General features: G+C 68.1%; 13 protein-coding genes. 7 read left to right on the top strand and 6 right to left on the bottom strand.

The features are described from left to right. Positions 1-59: 59 nt before the first annotated feature. Together cydD and cydC are read left to right on the top strand one after the other, a co-directional pair. Positions 60-1,724: a thiol reductant ABC exporter subunit CydD gene (cydD, locus tag ABNF93_RS21745; RefSeq protein WP_349329974.1), complete on the top strand. Its 1,665-nt coding sequence runs from the start codon at positions 60-62 to the stop codon at positions 1,722-1,724. Further along, positions 1,721-3,688, top strand: coding sequence for a thiol reductant ABC exporter subunit CydC (cydC, locus tag ABNF93_RS21740; RefSeq protein ID WP_349329973.1), 1,968 nt, complete (start codon positions 1,721-1,723; stop codon positions 3,686-3,688). Before cydD ends, cydC begins: the two co-directional genes overlap by 4 nt. Before the next feature lie 229 nt (positions 3,689-3,917). On the opposite strand, the gene ABNF93_RS21735 is transcribed toward cydC, so the two are convergent. Both ABNF93_RS21735 and ctaD read right to left on the bottom strand, forming a co-directional pair. After that, positions 3,918-4,214: a hypothetical protein gene (locus ABNF93_RS21735; protein ID WP_349329972.1), complete on the bottom strand. Its 297-nt coding sequence runs from the start codon at positions 4,212-4,214 to the stop codon at positions 3,918-3,920. Between the two features lie 6 nt (positions 4,215-4,220). Continuing rightward, positions 4,221-5,960, bottom strand: coding sequence for an aa3-type cytochrome oxidase subunit I (gene ctaD / locus ABNF93_RS21730; protein ID WP_349329971.1), 1,740 nt, complete (start codon positions 5,958-5,960; stop codon positions 4,221-4,223). Between the two features lie 218 nt (positions 5,961-6,178). On the opposite strand from ctaD, the gene ABNF93_RS21725 reads away from it, so the two are divergent. The 3 genes from ABNF93_RS21725 to ABNF93_RS21715 all read left to right on the top strand — a co-directional run bounded on the left by ABNF93_RS21725 (position 6,179) and on the right by ABNF93_RS21715 (position 8,277). Next, entirely contained in the window at positions 6,179-6,499 is a 321-nt protein-coding gene (locus tag ABNF93_RS21725) for a DUF5302 domain-containing protein (protein WP_349329970.1), read from the top strand. Then, positions 6,417-6,980, top strand: coding sequence for an SRPBCC family protein (locus ABNF93_RS21720; protein ID WP_349329969.1), 564 nt, complete (start codon positions 6,417-6,419; stop codon positions 6,978-6,980). The genes ABNF93_RS21725 and ABNF93_RS21720 overlap by 83 nt, the downstream gene beginning before the upstream one ends. 376 nt (positions 6,981-7,356) lie before the next feature. Next, positions 7,357-8,277: a glycosyltransferase family 2 protein gene (locus ABNF93_RS21715; protein WP_349329968.1), complete on the top strand. Its 921-nt coding sequence runs from the start codon at positions 7,357-7,359 to the stop codon at positions 8,275-8,277. A gap of 22 nt (positions 8,278-8,299) precedes the next feature. Here the strand turns inward: ABNF93_RS21715 and ABNF93_RS21710 are convergent, their stop codons facing one another. From ABNF93_RS21710 to ABNF93_RS21700, 3 genes are all read right to left on the bottom strand, one after another. Then, positions 8,300-9,424, bottom strand: coding sequence for a Gfo/Idh/MocA family protein (locus ABNF93_RS21710; RefSeq protein WP_349329967.1), 1,125 nt, complete (start codon positions 9,422-9,424; stop codon positions 8,300-8,302). A gap of 48 nt (positions 9,425-9,472) precedes the next feature. Next, the gene (locus tag ABNF93_RS21705; protein WP_349329966.1) at positions 9,473-10,633 is read right to left on the bottom strand and encodes a mandelate racemase/muconate lactonizing enzyme family protein; all 1,161 of its coding nucleotides are present in this window, start codon (positions 10,631-10,633) and stop codon (positions 9,473-9,475) included. An 81-nt stretch (positions 10,634-10,714) separates the two neighbouring features. Next, positions 10,715-11,191, bottom strand: a complete 477-nt coding sequence (locus ABNF93_RS21700) for a P-loop nucleotide/nucleoside kinase family protein (RefSeq protein ID WP_349329965.1) — start codon at positions 11,189-11,191, stop codon at positions 10,715-10,717. 156 nt (positions 11,192-11,347) lie between these two features. Between ABNF93_RS21700 and ABNF93_RS21695 the strand changes: the two genes are divergently transcribed. After that, positions 11,348-11,740, top strand: a complete 393-nt coding sequence (locus tag ABNF93_RS21695) for a hypothetical protein (protein ID WP_349329964.1) — start codon at positions 11,348-11,350, stop codon at positions 11,738-11,740. Positions 11,741-11,872: 132 nt separating this feature from the next. Here the strand turns inward: ABNF93_RS21695 and ABNF93_RS21690 are convergent, their stop codons facing one another. Then, entirely contained in the window at positions 11,873-13,543 is a 1,671-nt protein-coding gene (locus ABNF93_RS21690) for an HNH endonuclease signature motif containing protein (protein ID WP_349329963.1), read from the bottom strand. 216 nt (positions 13,544-13,759) lie between these two features. On the opposite strand from ABNF93_RS21690, the gene ABNF93_RS21685 reads away from it, so the two are divergent. After that, positions 13,760-14,794 carry a ribonuclease H family protein gene (locus tag ABNF93_RS21685; protein ID WP_349329962.1) on the top strand — a complete coding sequence of 345 codons (1,035 nt, stop codon included), beginning with the start codon at positions 13,760-13,762 and terminating at the stop codon, positions 14,792-14,794. Positions 14,795-14,809 lie beyond the last annotated feature (15 nt).

Below are 14,809 nucleotides of genomic sequence, written 5' to 3'. Positions count from 1 at the left end.
GGGAATACCCTTATGTCCCTCATGTCTGCCTTGTCGCGCCCTGACGTCCGGTCCTGCTGATGCAGGCGTTCGATCGACGTCTGCTGCGCTACGCCCGCGCCACGCGTGGCTACCTCACCTCCATGGTGGCGATCGGGATCACCCAGGCGAGCCTCATCCTTGCGCAGGCGTACGTGCTCGCGACCGTCCTCGTGCTGGCGTTCGAACAGCAGCGGGACCTCACGGCACTCGCCGTACCCCTCGTGATTCTCCTTCTCACGATCTGCGCCCGCGCGTTGCTGGCGTGGGCGGCTGAGGTAGCCGCGCACCGGACCTCGACCGCTGTCAAGCAGGAGCTGCGCCAACACCTGTTACACCATGTCGTACGCCTCGGGCCGCGCTGGCTGGCAGGCGAGCGGAGCGGTGAGCTGGCGAGTCTTACGACGCGCGGGATCGACGCGCTGGACTCGTACTTTTCGCGCTACCTTCCGCAGCTCGTTCTGGCCGGGCTGATACCCGTCGCGGTGATCGCCATGCTGGCCGGTACGGATCGGGCGAGTGCGCTCGTCGTGATCGTGACCGTGCCGCTGATCCCGGCGTTCATGGTGCTGGTCGGCGTCGCCACCCGCCGCCGGGTGAATCGGCAGTGGGACGCCCTGCAGGCACTTGCGCACCATTTCCTCGACATCCTGTCCGGGTTGGGCACGCTCAAGGCCTTCGGCAGGTCCAGGGCGCAGTCGACGATCATCGCCCGTCTCGCCGACCAGCAGCGCCGGGCGAGCCTCTCGACCATGAGGGTGGCGTTCCTGACGTCGCTGGCACTGGAGCTCACCGCCGCGTTGTCGTTCGTCGTCGTGGCGGTCGCGATCGCCGTGCGGGTCGCCGGGGGCGAGCTCGACCTGCGGACGGCACTCTTCGTCCTGCTGCTGGTGCCGGAGGCGTACTGGCCGCTGCGACAAGGCGCCGCGCACTATCACGCCAGCGCCGAAGGTCTCAGCGCCGCTGCGGACATGTTCAGCGTCCTGGAACAACCGGTCCCGGGGCCGAGCCTCACCGCCGATCGACCGCGCGCCGGCCACTACCACCAGCCGGTACCCGATCCGCGTACCGCAGCGATCCGGCTCGACGACGTCACCGTCCTCGGCAGCGATCGGGCGCACCCACCGCTCGAGGACCTGTCGGTGGAGCTGGCGCCAGGCCAGGTCACCGGTCTCGTGGCGCCAAGTGGGGCGGGCAAGTCGACCGTGCTCGCTTTGCTGCTCGGCTTCGTTCGTCCCGACCATGGCCGGGTCCTTGTCGACGACATCGATCTCGCGACGCTCGACGCCGACGCCTGGCGAAGCCGGATCGGGTGGCTCCCGCAGGATCCGGTGCTGTTCGCCGGTACGGTCGCCGACAACATCGCCCTCCGCGACCCGCACGCCGACGCCGACGCCATCGCCCGGGCGGCCAGGTCGGCCGCGGTCGACGTCTCGATGACGCTGGAGATCGGTGAACGCGGGCTCGGCCTGTCCGCCGGTCAGCGCCGCCGGGTCGCGCTGGCCCGCGCGTTGTTGCGCGACGCACCCCTGCTGCTGCTCGACGAGCCGACCGAAGGTGTCGATCCCGAGACCGAGACCGCGTTGCTCCAGGCTCTTCCCGCGGTCCTCACCGGACGTACGGTCATCCTCGTCACCCACCGGCCCGGCCTGCTGCGGTTGTGCCATCACGTCGTACGCCTTGATCGGCTGGGAGTGCCCGCATGACCCACTGGCGCGACGACACTGCGGGGGACGACACTGCGGGCGTTGACGCTGCGGGCGACGGCGTTGCGGACTTTGACGCCCCTGACCTCGATGCTGACGCCGCCGACGACCGCGGGTCAGCCGGCCGCCGCGCAAGCTCCGACCGCCGGGCGACGGGTCGGCGGCCGAGCTCCGTCCGCTGGCTGGTCCGCGCCGCTCGACCGGAACTGCTGCGCCTGTGCTGTGCGGCGGTCCTGGGCTCGGCCGCGTTGGGCTGCGCGATCGGGCTCGCGGCGACGTCGGCCTATCTGGTGTCCCGGGCAGCGCAGCAGCCGCCGATCGTGACCCTCACGGTGGCCATCGTCTGCGTACGCGCGTTCGGCCTCAGCCGTGGCGTACTCCGCTACGTCGAACGCCTGATCAGCCACGACGCCGCGTTCCGGGTGATGGCCCGCACGCGGGTCCGGGTGTACGACGACCTGGAGCTGGCCGCACCGGCTGGCCTTGGCCGGCTGCACAGCGGGGACGCACTCGGGCGGCTCGTCCACGACGTCGATGCCGTCCAGGACCTGCTGGTTCGCGGCCTGCTGCCGATCGGCGTGGCCGTGATCAGCGGTACGGCAGCCACGGTCGGGCTCGGTTACTTCCTTCCCGCCGGCGGTGCGGTCCTTGCTGCCGGCCTCCTCTTCGCCGGTGTCGTCACGCCACTGGTGGCGCTCAGGGCCGCGAAGGTCGCTGATCGGCGGGTGGCGCCGGCGCGGGGAACGCTCACCGGTTCGGTCGTCGAACTCCTCAGCGGGCTGGCCGACCTGACCGCCCACAGTGCCGCTCATCGCTGGCTCGAACGCCTCGACGCCGAAGACAGCGAGCTCACCCTGCGGGCGAAGCGGACGGCGGCGTCGGCCAGCGCGGCTGCCGCCATGACGACGGCAGCCGCCGGCCTGACGGTGCTCGGCGAGCTGGTGGTGGGCATCCCCGCGGTCCGGTCCGGCGAGGTGTCCGGCGTCCTCCTTCCCGTGCTGGCGCTGACCGCGCTCGCGGCGTTCGAGGTGGCAACTCCGTTGCCGATGGCGTTCCACCAGCTCGCCCGCGGACTACGGGCGGTCGACCGGCTCCGCGCCCTCGCCGACCTGCCGAGGCCATCGACGGATGACGGCCACCTGCCGGCGCCCGTCGGATCGTTGACGCTCGAGATCCGTGACCTGGCAGTGCGGTGGCCGGGGGCGGCAGCGCCCACGCTGTACGAGATCGACCTGACGCTCGAACCAGGCAAACGGGTGGCGATCGTCGGCGAGAGCGGCGCCGGTAAGAGCACGCTCGTCACGGCGATCCTGGGGTTCCTGCCACCAGAGACGGGGAGCATCCAGGTCGTCGGTGCCGGTGGCGAAAGCGTCGATCTGGCGGCGCTTGACGACGGAGCACGTCGAAACGCGATCGCCGCGTGCGCGCAGGATGCGCATCTGTTCGACGCGACGATCCGCAACAACCTGCTGCTCGGCCGTCCTGACGCGACCGAGGAGCAGCTGTCGGAGGCGTTGGAGCGGGCCCGGATGTGGCGGTGGGTCGGTCGGCTTCCCCTGGGCCTCGACACCCCGGTGGGTGAACGGGGCGTACGACTCTCCGGCGGCGAACGCCAGCGCCTCGCCCTCGCGCGGACGCTCCTCGCCGATCCGGCCATCCTGTTGCTGGACGAGCCCACCGCACACGTCGACGACGCCACGGCGTCCGCGCTGATGCGGGATCTGCTGGTGGCCACGCAGGGACGGACGACTCTGCTGGTCACGCACCGGCTGGCCGGGCTCAGCGTGGTGGACGAGATCATCGTGTTGGCGGGCGGACGGGTGGTCCAGCGAGGAGCCCCGACCGATCTGATCCATGCCAGCGGGCCCTACCGGCGCATGTGGCTGCGCTCGGCCGCCAAGGACGCGCCCAACGAACACGCGGCGACGATGCAGATCTCGCTTCCTCCGCGCATCCGGTCCTGACCTCTCATCCGAGTCATCCGAGCCGAGCCGTGATACCGGGCCCCGGCCCCACGCCAGGGCTACCGGGTGGCTGCGGAATGATCGGACAGACATGAATATCCCCACGATGCACGGTGGGTTCACCGTGCATCGTGGGGAATCTACGCGTGTTGCTGGCGGGTCCGGGCCGTTCGATCGCGGGGTTCGGTTCGCTCCGCGTCGGATCGATGTCCGTACGCACTCACCAGCGTCAGCTGGTGAGGTACATCTCGAAGGCTTCCCTCGCCAGCTGCGACACGGTCTTGCCGTCTCTGGCCGCGCGCTCCTCCGCCTGCGCGCGCAACGACGGCGGCGCCCGGAACGTTACCTGCGGCGACCTGCCCTGTCCCCCCAAGGACGGACGTCCCCGTCCGGCCTTCACGACGTTCGCTTGCCCGTCGGCATCGGCGCGCTGGCCCGGGATGCAGGCGGCCGAACCGTCCGCGGCGGCACCCTGCGGCGCGGATTCGACGTCAGGCGACACATCGAGCGTGTAGTTCTGCTCCATCGGTTGCTACTCCTCTTCCCTCTTCGAAAGGCCCCAGGAATTGCCAGCATCTCGTTCTGGTGTGCTCCTACCGTTGTATTGCTCCAATTCGAGTCGCGTAATCTCCGGGTGATGAACTTCGAATGCGGGGCTATCTGACCGGATGCGCGGCATCGACGTGAAGTTGTGCCGTGGCGGCGGACATGACGTCGCCCACTCGAGCGAGCGCCCCCAGCCCCATGGGTCGTCGACTCCCACCAGCGGGTTCCGCCGGGATAGGACGACGTTGAGCAGGAAGGGCAGAGTCGACATGCCGAGCAGGAACGCACCCACCGACGAGATGATGTTGAGCGTCGTGAAACCGTCCCCCGGCAGGTAGTCGACGTACCTTCTCGGCATTCCCTCCGCGCCCAGCCAGTGCTGGACCAGGAATGTCGTATGAAAGCCAACGAACAATGTCCAGAAATGCACCTTGCCGAGCGTTTCGTCGAGCATCCGGCCGGTCATCTTGGGCCACCAGAAGTAGAAGCCCGCGAACATCGCGAACACGACAGTGCCAAACACGACATAGTGGAAGTGACCGACCACGAAGTAGGTGTCGGTGACGGTGAAGTCCATCGGCGGCGACGCCAGGATCACTCCGGTCATCCCGCCGAACAGGAACGTCACCAGGAAGCCGACCGACCAGAGCATGGGGGTCTCGAAGGTCATCGACCCACGCCACATCGTGCCGATCCAGTTGAAGAACTTGATTCCGGTCGGAACGGCGATGAGGAAGCTCAACAGCGAGAAGAACGGCAGGTAGACGCTGCCCGTGGCGAACATGTGATGTGCCCACACGGTCATCGACAGCAACGCGATGGCGATCGTCGCCGCGACCATGCCGGAGTACCCGAAGAGGGGTTTGCGACTGAACACCGGAATCACTTCGGTCACGATGCCGAAGAACGGCAACGCGATGATGTAGACCTCGGGATGGCCGAAGAACCAGAACAGGTGCTGCCACAGGATCGGCCCGCCGGTCGCGGCATCGAAGACGTGGGCGCCGAGTCGCCGGTCAGCCTCGAGTTCGAGCAGCGCTCCAGCGAGGATCGGGAACGCCATGATGACCATCACGCTGGTGATCAACGTGTTCCAGGTGAAGATCGGCATTCGGAACATCGTCATGCCGGGCGCACGCAGGCACATGATCGTCGTGATGAAGTTGACGCCACCAAGGATCGTGCCGAGCCCGGCGAGATAGAGACCCATCACCCACAGGTCCGCGCCGATGGTCGGCGAATGGACGACACTGTTGAGGGTGGCGTAGCCGGTCCACCCGAAACTCGCTGCGCCGTTCGGGGTGATGAATCCTGCCAGGACGATCAGCCCACCGAACAGGAACATCCAGTAGCTGAGCATGTTCAGTCGCGGGAACGCCACATCGGGTGCGCCGATCTGCAGCGGCATGATGACGTTGGCGAACCCGACGAACAGCGGTGTGGCGAACAGCAACAGCATGATCGTGCCGTGCATGGTGAAGAGCTGGTTGTAGATCTCCGGGCCCTTGACCGTGCCGAGAACCTGCATACCGGGCACCGCGAGCTCCGCCCGCATCAACATCGCCATCAGGCCGGCGACGAGAAAGAAGGAGAACGACGTCGCGAGATAGAGCTTTCCGATGACCTTGTGGTCGGTGGAGGTGATCCAGCTGACGACGATCGCGCCCAACGAACGCCCCGAAGGCGTTACTGGCGCCTCGTGCGCTGGCGATCGAACTGTCGCCACCGAAGATCCCCCGCCCTTCGATTACGGGGGAAGGCTTGCCCGCAGGGCAAAAAACCAAACGCCGGGTGAAGTAACGATTTCCAGTGTGCCCCGAGAAGCCGGCCGCGAAGGTGACCGAGCGGGTTCAGTCCCCCTGGCGTAGGCACAGCCCGGGGGCGCGGGCACGCGGTCGGGGTATCGGGTTCGCATCCCGGGCCGAAGCATGCCAGGCTGTACGTATGGCCGGCCAAGATCAGAAGCGTGGCAGCGCCTCCAAGGCAGCTGCGCAGGCGCCCAAGAACTCCGCAACCCCGGAGCCAGTCGCCGAGTCCGATCCCGACTCCGCGGCGGAGGCTTCAGCTGCTGGCGCGGGCGACGCGGGGTCCGCGGACCCGAGCGACGACGTACGCCGCAAGTTCCGCGAGAGCCTGCAGCGCAAGCAGAAGCAGCAGGGCGAACACCGCTCCGCCGAGGGCAGTGGCAAGGGCGGCTCGAAGGTGCACGACGGTTTCGGTCCGACGACCGGGCGCCGCTCGTTCCGCCGCAAGAGCGGTAGCTGAGCCAGACGACCCATGTACCATCTGGTACACGGGTCGTCATGAGATCGACGTTCGCGCGCACTCCACCGCCCCGCCCGCCGTGGTCTACGCACTCCTCACCGACGGTGCGAGTTGGCCACACTGGTCGCCCATGGTGACGTTCGGACTGGAACAGCCCGGCGACGGCGGCGGCGAGGAGGTGGGCGCCATCCGGGTCTTCCGCAGCAGGTGGGCAGTTTCGCGGGAACGAGTCGTGGAACTACGGCCGGATCGCCGGCTCTCCTACACCCTGCTGAGCGGGATACCGGTCCGCGACTACCGCGCGGATGTCGATCTCGAACAGAGCGACGACGGTACGACCATTCGTTGGCATTCGACTTTCGATGCCAAGGTGCCGGGAACCGGCTGGTTCTATCGCCGGATCCTCGGCGGCTTTGTCAGGGCATGCGCCCAGGGCCTGGCCGATCACGCCGGCGCCCTGCACAAATCAGCATCGGCGTAGATCGGTTCGCGAGATCACCAACGCGGTCCGGCCTGGACCAGTACGCACGAGAAATCGGGAAGATTGGCGGGACCTGCGACGGGGAAACAGCCTCTACGCGGGGGTGTGGAGCTACCCATCGCTGCGCACCTCCGCGCAGCCCCTTCTTTCGTTCACGACGTTGTCAATCCGTCGTTGACAGCCCGTACTCGTACCCCATCGAAAACGGGCCAGATCGCGCACCCCCGCAGGCACTCGTGTCCGCGCGACGGAGAAGCTAACGATTCAGCTCTCATGCCGGAATGGCCCAGCGAGTTCTCCTATGGGTTCGTTACGATCCGTTGCTGGGTATTTCACCCGCATGTCATTGTTGTCGGCTTGCGCCGGCGGGGGGATCGTGAGGACATCCGGCCAGCTTCAGACCGCGCGGACGGCGGACGCCGCCACGGCAGTCCGGCTCGGCGTGGTCATTCTCACGCTCGGCGACCGGCCCGCCGAACTCGCTGCCCTGTTGCGTTCTGTCGCAGCTCAGGCCGGACCACCGATGCGGATCGTCGTCATCGGCAATGGCACTGTCCTCCCCGCCCTTCCCCCCGGCGTCGAGGGCATCGACCTACCGCGAAACCTGGGCGTGTCGGGTGGGCGCAACGCTGCGCTGTCGGCGCTGCGGTCCCGTGGCGGTGTCGACGTCGTGATGTACCTCGACGACGACGGGCTGCTGCCCGATCCGACGTCGGCCTCTCGGGTGCGTACCGCGTTCGCCACCGATCCGAGCCTCGGCATCGTCAGCTTCCGCATCGCTGACGAACAAGGCGTCACGCAGCGGCGCCACATTCCCCGCCTGCGAGCCAACGATCCGTTCCGGGCCTCCCAGGTCACGACGTTCCTCGGCGGAGGCGCCGCCGTACGCATGGCGGTGCTCGACCAGATCGGTGACTGGCCGACCGAGTACTTCTACGCCCACGAGGAGACCGACCTCGCCTGGCGCGCACTCGATGCTGGGTGGCGGATCGAGTACCGACCTGACATCGAGCTCCGACATCCGCGTACGCACCCGAGCCGGCACGCGGTCTACTACCGGTTCAACGCCCGCAACCGGGTCTGGCTCGCCCGCCGCCACCTGCCGGCGATCCTGGTGCCGATCTACCTCAGCATGTGGATCGTGATCACGGTCATCCGCCGCCCGCCGCTCGCCGGCCTGCGTGCCTGGTGGGGTGGGTTCGCCGAGGGGTGGACGTCGCGCTGTGGCCGGCGCCGGCCGATCCGCTGGCGCACGGTGTGGCACATGACCAGGCTCGGCCGGCCTCCGATCGTGTGACCAGCGTTCCGTACTACGAGCCTCAGAACGTCGTCGTGAGGTCGCAGGCCTGACCCGTCTCGGCGGAGCGGTATGCCGAGGAGATGATGTCGATGACGTGCCGGGCATGCTCGGCCGAGACCGGGGACGGCCGGTCGTCGCGTACCCAGTCGACGAGCTGCATGATGTCCTCGAAGACATGTGCCTCGTCGAGTTCGCGATGCGGGCCCACCACGTGCGGAAGCACCCACTGCCGACCGATCCATTCCGCCGAGGCCTGGTCGACGATCTCCTTGCCGGGGAACTCCAGCGCCTCGCCGTTGCGCTCCATACCGATGATCGAGCCCTCGGTGCCGAAAAAGCTGCCGTAGAAGCCCTTGTTGATCGAACCGGCCGCCGTGCCGTAGGCCATCGCGAACAGTCCGTCGCCGAAGTCGAGCAGCATCACGGTGTTGTCGTGGGCGTCGCACTGGACCGCCCTGCCCTGGAACATCCGCTCCGGAATCCGGGTGGCCGACATCGCGGTGATCCGACGCGCCGGCCCGAGGACGGACGTCAGCGCGTGCAGGGAGTACACCGTCATGTCATAGAGCGGGCCACCTCCTGGCCGGCGGAAGTACCACGACGGATCGATCGTCGAGGCACCACTGGGTTTGGTGCGCTCAGGCTCCTGTTCATGGTAGGTGCCGAAAGCGGCACCGCACGTCGCCCAGCACAGAGTCCCGATCGCGCCGCCGGCGATCAGTTCCCGCACGTGAGCATGCTGGGGCCGGAGGATCTCTCCGGGCGAAGCGACGATTCTCAGCCCGCCGGCGTGGGCGCGGTCGATGAGGTCGGTCGCCTCGGCCACGGTCGTCGTCAAGGACTTGTTGACGTGGAGGTGCTTGCCCGCGTCGAGCGCGTCCCGACACTGCTCGTAGTGCAGCCCGATAGGTGAGGCAATGGTCAGCGCGTCGACCTCGCCGCGTTCGAGGAGATCGGAATAGTCGGTGAACGCCTGGGGAATCCCGAACCGGGCGGCCACCTCGGCTGCCCGGCCTTCGGCCGGGTCACAGACGGCCTGAACACGTACGCGGTCCTGCACGTCGTCCTGGCTGAGGTGGGGCAGAATCCCTCGCTGGGCAAGGGTTCCCGCGCCGACCACGCCGATGCGTACCGGATCTGTCAACGTTCCTCCAAGTGATGCGACGCACGTGACGCTCCGCGGCCAGGCGGCCTACCAGTTCGTGAACGAACCGTCGGCCCGCCGCAGCAACGGCAGTTTGGCGCTGCCGCGGAACTCCCGCGCCCGCGCCGCCTCCCGGTCGAACTCCACGCCAAGACCCGGTGCGTCATGAGGAAACAGTGAACCACGCCTGAGCTCGAACGCCTGGACGGGGAAGATCTCGGTGTCGATGCCCGGTGGGTACGCCTGCTCCTGGATACCGAACGGCGTCATCGCGAGGTTGAAGTGCAGGCACGCGGCGGTGCTCACCACGCCCAACGGATTGTGGACCGCAGTACGAATTCCGTGCGTCTCACAGCTCGCGGCGACTTTCACCGCCTCGGTGAGGCCACCGACGATGCACAGATCGATCCGTGCGTAGTCAATCAGGTCCTCTTCGATCAGCGGCCGGAACGCGACCTTCGAATCCAGCTGTTCGCCGGCGGCGAGGGGCACCCTGGTCGAACGCCTCAACTGCCGGTAACCCTCGACGTACTCCGACCTCAACGGGTCCTCGACGAAGAACGGGTGCAGTTCGGTGACGGCGTCGCAGAAGTACTGTGCCTCGGGAAGTCCCAACCTGGTATGGATGTCGATCAACAGTTCGATGTCCGGCCCGAACTCCTCCCGCAGGGCACGGGTGAATTCCACCGCCTGACGCGCGGAACGCCGTGGTTCGAGTATTCCGTTCTCGTCATTGGGGCTGTAGCGCAGGTGTTTCCAGCCGGCATCGACAGCCGCGCGCGCCGGGGCCAACCAGTCACTCGCATCGCCGAGCCCGCTGTCACCGCCACGAGTGGCCCGCAGGTGGGTGTAGCAGGGTACGGAGTCGCGGACCCGACCCCCGAGGAGGTTGTAGACCGGTTGGTCGAGCGCCTTGCCTTTGATGTCCCACAACGCGATGTCGACCGCGGAGAGCGCTGCCGCGATGGCGCCGCGGGCTGGAAAGAACCGTCCGCGCGACATGACCTGCCACAGGTGCTCGATCCGGAACGGATCCTGTCCGACGATCAGGTCCCGGAAGGCTACGCAGGCCGCGGCCTCTGCCGCCTCGTGGCCCGACACGCCAGCCTCACCGACGCCGTAGATCCCCTCGTCGGTGTCGACGACGACGATCAGGGACGACCGGCGCTCTCCCGCGATCGGATATGCCGACACGTCGGTGATCTTCACGAGCCTGCTCCTCTCACCGTACCCGCCTGGCTGCAGGCACACCGAGCCGACGCGCGAGACGACAGCGGCAGCCGGTTCCCCTTACCTCATTCGATTTTTCAACGTATCCGACCCGGCGGTCGCCCAGCCAGCGAGCGGCAACACCTGGCCATCGCCGCTGACAAGCGCCGTGGCCATGCCTGCGAGGCTACCCTTCGCCCGCCGCGGGTTCACCGAGAACGCGCGTGAGATTGCCATGCCCTCGGTCACGATGCGTTCGAACCGGCACGGGCTGTCGATGATGACGCTGATCCCCTGACAGAGCAGGGATTCCGCGAGTGACCAGGTGCCTTCGTACCCGATCCTTCCGGCGTCGTGCCATGCGAGCCCGATATCCAACGCCGTCGACTTGAGTACGTCGATGTCGAGCGTGACCGCGCCGGATGTGCGGGCCAGCGGTCCAGCGATGGTGCTCTTGCCGGCGTCGCTCTTGCCCGCCATCTGCAGGAGGAACCGCGACGCCTTCTGGGTGGGCGGCGACTGCGACGCGGCATTGGCATTGGTACTCGACCTCCACATGCACAAGAGACAACCCGCCACGGGACGCACCATGGCCCCCGCTTGCACTTCGGATGCCAACAGCGGTCAGCCTTATGGCGGCCAGGCCGTTCCGGGGTTATCGTCCGCGCACCAGGTACACCTGTCGGTCGAGACCCGCCCGACGAGGAGGTCGCGATGGCCGGAGAAACCACGTCGACGTCCACATCCGATGCGACAGTCCTGAATCCCCTGCCCGATCCCGCTCCGGGTGGACGCGGCTACCTGTGGGCGGCGGGCCTGGTCGGCGTTGTCCTTGCCGGAGTCCTGGGCCTGGTGGCGTGGGGATTCTTCTCGGTCCCTGGAACCGACCCGGTCCGCGCCGGTGGCTGGTATTTCGCGATCTCCCTTCTGATCATCGTCCCGGCCGCGGTCGTCGTCCTCGTGCTGAGCTGGGGTGTCATCGTCCTCATCCGGAGGATGGGAGCGCGCGGCTGGCCGGGGCCCGTGCAGGCCACGCCCGCGGTCGCGCTGGTGCTCTGGCTGGTGTTCGTACTTGCCAGGTTCCTGCTGGCCGGCCCTGAGGAGTAACCCGCGGACCGCCGCACTCGGCGTACGTCGCGGCAGGTGCCCGGAGACCGCGCCGACCTGGCCCGGTGCGCTCGCGGAGCTCGCACCGGCGTCCGTCGATCGTCCGAGCCGACTCTCAGCTGGGTCGGCTCGTCAGAACGGTGGCGGGTCGCCGTCGGCGAGGGGGTCGGGGTCGGTGAGGCGTGGTGGTTCGGTCCGGTAGGTGCGTCCGTGTGGGTCGGTGAAGGTGAAATGCCCCGGTGTCGGCTGCTGGAGCTTCCACTCGGCTTCGCTCTTGAGGGTGTGGTGGCGCGGGCAGAGCGGGCCGCTGTTGTCGACGGAGGTCTCGCCGCCGTCGGCATGGTCGGTGGTGTGATCGAGCTGGCACGTGTTCGCCGGACGGCGACACGTTGACCAGACGCAGCGTTGATTGAGCGCTTCGACCAACTCTGCGGCGAGTCCGCGGAGGAACCTGCGTGGGACAGGGTGAAGGGACAGTAATCGCCCGGTGACCGGATGCGTCACCCCCACCGTGAACAGGGCATCAGGGTTGTCCAGGTGGTTGGCCATGATCCGGCGGGCGGTTTCGAGCAGGATCGGCCCGTAGCCGCCGAGTTCGGCGGGCTGTCCGGACAGGTTGAGCAGGGCGAGGAGCGGGATGGTGAGTTGAATCTTCGCCCTGGTCCGCACCAGCGGCCGCTGGAACCCCGCAGACTGCCGGTCCGCGTGTTCCTGCCCATCCGGCTGGCCGTCGGAGACGCCCTCGTCACGCCCGGAACAGGCATCGCCGCCACCTTCCTGGTCGTCGCGGCCGGGCGGGCCGCTCGAAACGGCTGCGCCGCTCGAACCGGCTGGGCCGCTCGAACCGGCTGGATCGGGACGGTACGTGGCGGGTTTGCAGTCGGGGCAAGGGCAGTACCGGTCGTGATGCTCGTGGTCGCAGCCGGTGTGCGAGCAGCCCGGATCGGTGTCGGTGGCGTCGCTCCCGGCGGGACTCGAACCGTCAGCGGCCGCCCGGCTGGCGTCGCCACTGCCGCAGGTGGTGATGTCGGCGCGGCCGGACAGCAGGCTGGCGGCGATGTCGGCGCGAAGCTGGGGCAGGGTGCGTTCGTCGCCGGCAGACTTCATCGATCGTGCCATGGCGTCCAGGTAGGTGTGCGCCTCGACCGCCTGGTCCGCAGGTATCCCGTGCAGCCGCAGGTCGGCCACCCCGTCGATCGCTGGATACACGTCGACACCACGGTTGGCCCGAGCCCGCTTGTGCCTGAGTACGGCTGCTTCCGGGTTGATCTTGAGCACTTCGGCTTCGACCCGGATTCGCAACAATCCCGCCCGCAGCCCCAACACGTCCGGGAACAGGGCGTCCTCCACCGCACGCCGCTCCTGCGCGGTTTCCAGAACGCGGATCCGTTCGCCGATCGCGCGAGCGTCGGCGAGCTCGAGCTGACCGGCAGCCAGAGCCGCACGGGTCCGGGGCATAGTTCTCAGGAGCAGGGCGAGGTCGAGGTACCAGTCGGCGTGATAGGCCGACCACCCCAACAACTGCTCCAACAAGGCCGAACCATGGGGCTCCGGCACCGCTGATCGGTCCGCCGGACCATCGACCAGACCGGCCGGACAATAGGCGAGTGCGGCCGCGTCGGCCAGACAGGCCGCCTCCAGGGAGGAGATCAGCTTCCGCCGCGCGCGGATCAGCTCCTCCAGCTCGTAGCCGTTACACGCATCACGATCAACCCGCGCCGACGCAGCCGCCAAGCCGGGACCGGGCACCATCTCGGTGAACCCCTCCGGCAGTGGTGAGACGCGCACCCCCGTGTCGCTCATGCGTTCGACTATAGTCCAAAATGATCATTGCGGCAACCAGCGGAACCGCACGCGTGGAAGTAGAAATCCCTTACGCTGTTGGCGAAACCCACGTTCTGACCCCCCACACGGCACCCACTGCGCCGGCCCGCCCAACCCCTCGGCGACCCGGTGGCTCATCCCACCGACACGCGTACCCGCTGATCTGTGTCGGCGGCGGTACGAGATGCTGGGTGGATGCCCACGACCGTCTACACAGATGGCGCCTGTCTGCAGAACCCGGACGGCCCGGGTGGTTGGGCATGGGCCGTGCCCGGCGGCGCACATGCGAGCGGTGCCGACCCGAAGACCACCAACCAGCGGATGGAACTCATGGCCGCGTTGTCGGCGGTACGCGCGCTGGACGGCCCGCTGACCGTTGTCAGTGACTCGCTGTACGTCGTGAACTGCTTCAACAAGCGCTGGTACGCCTCCTGGGAACGCAAGGGCTGGACGAACGCCGCCCGCCAGCCGGTCGCGAACCAGGACCTGTGGCGGCCACTGGTCGAGCTGTTCCATGCCCGCAACGGGAAACTCACCTTCCAGTGGGTACGAGGCCACAGCGGCGATGCGATGAACGACCTCGTCGACCGGCTCGCCGCCGAGGCGGCACGTACCCAGACGGGACGGTCGGGTTCACGCCCGCCGGCGGAGCTGGGACCGCCCGACAAGCCCGAACGCAAGCGCAGCACGGCCGCGTTCGGTAAGGCGGTCAGCGGTCTCGCCGCACCGGCCGGCTACCGGGTGGTCGTCTTCGGGCCTCGGCCGCCACAACTCGGTGGGTACGACGACAATCCCGTCGCCGCCCAGGTCGGCCGCAAACTGACCGAGATCCTCGCGGGGCTCCGTGCCGTACATCCCGACCTCGTGGTGCTCACCGGTCTTGGTCTCGGCGCGGAGCAGCTCGGAGCGCAGGCGGCGGCGCGGGCGAAGGTGCCGTACGTCCCGGTGCTCGCGTTCCCCAACCCCGACGAGGTGTGGCCGCAGGCCCGCCGGGCGAGCTTCCGGGAGCTGGTGGACGCGGCCTCGGCCAGCCTCACGTTCTCCCCGGACAAGCCGACGTCCACGCAGGTGGCGGCCCGCGTCATCGCCCGCCGCAACGACTGGCTCGTCGCCCAGGCCGACTGCGCGCTGGTCGTGTGGGATGGCAAGGACCGCGCGCTGGGCACCCGGGTCAAGGCGCTCGAGAAGCGGATCCCCGACGACGTGTGGATCATCCCGCCGGAAGCCTGACCACCCTTCGGTCCC

Origin of the sequence: Actinopolymorpha sp. B9G3, from assembly GCF_040120725.1 — a bacterium.
Lineage (GTDB): Bacteria > Actinomycetota > Actinomycetes > Propionibacteriales > Actinopolymorphaceae > Thermasporomyces.
This window is presented reverse-complemented; position numbering and strand designations above follow the sequence as displayed.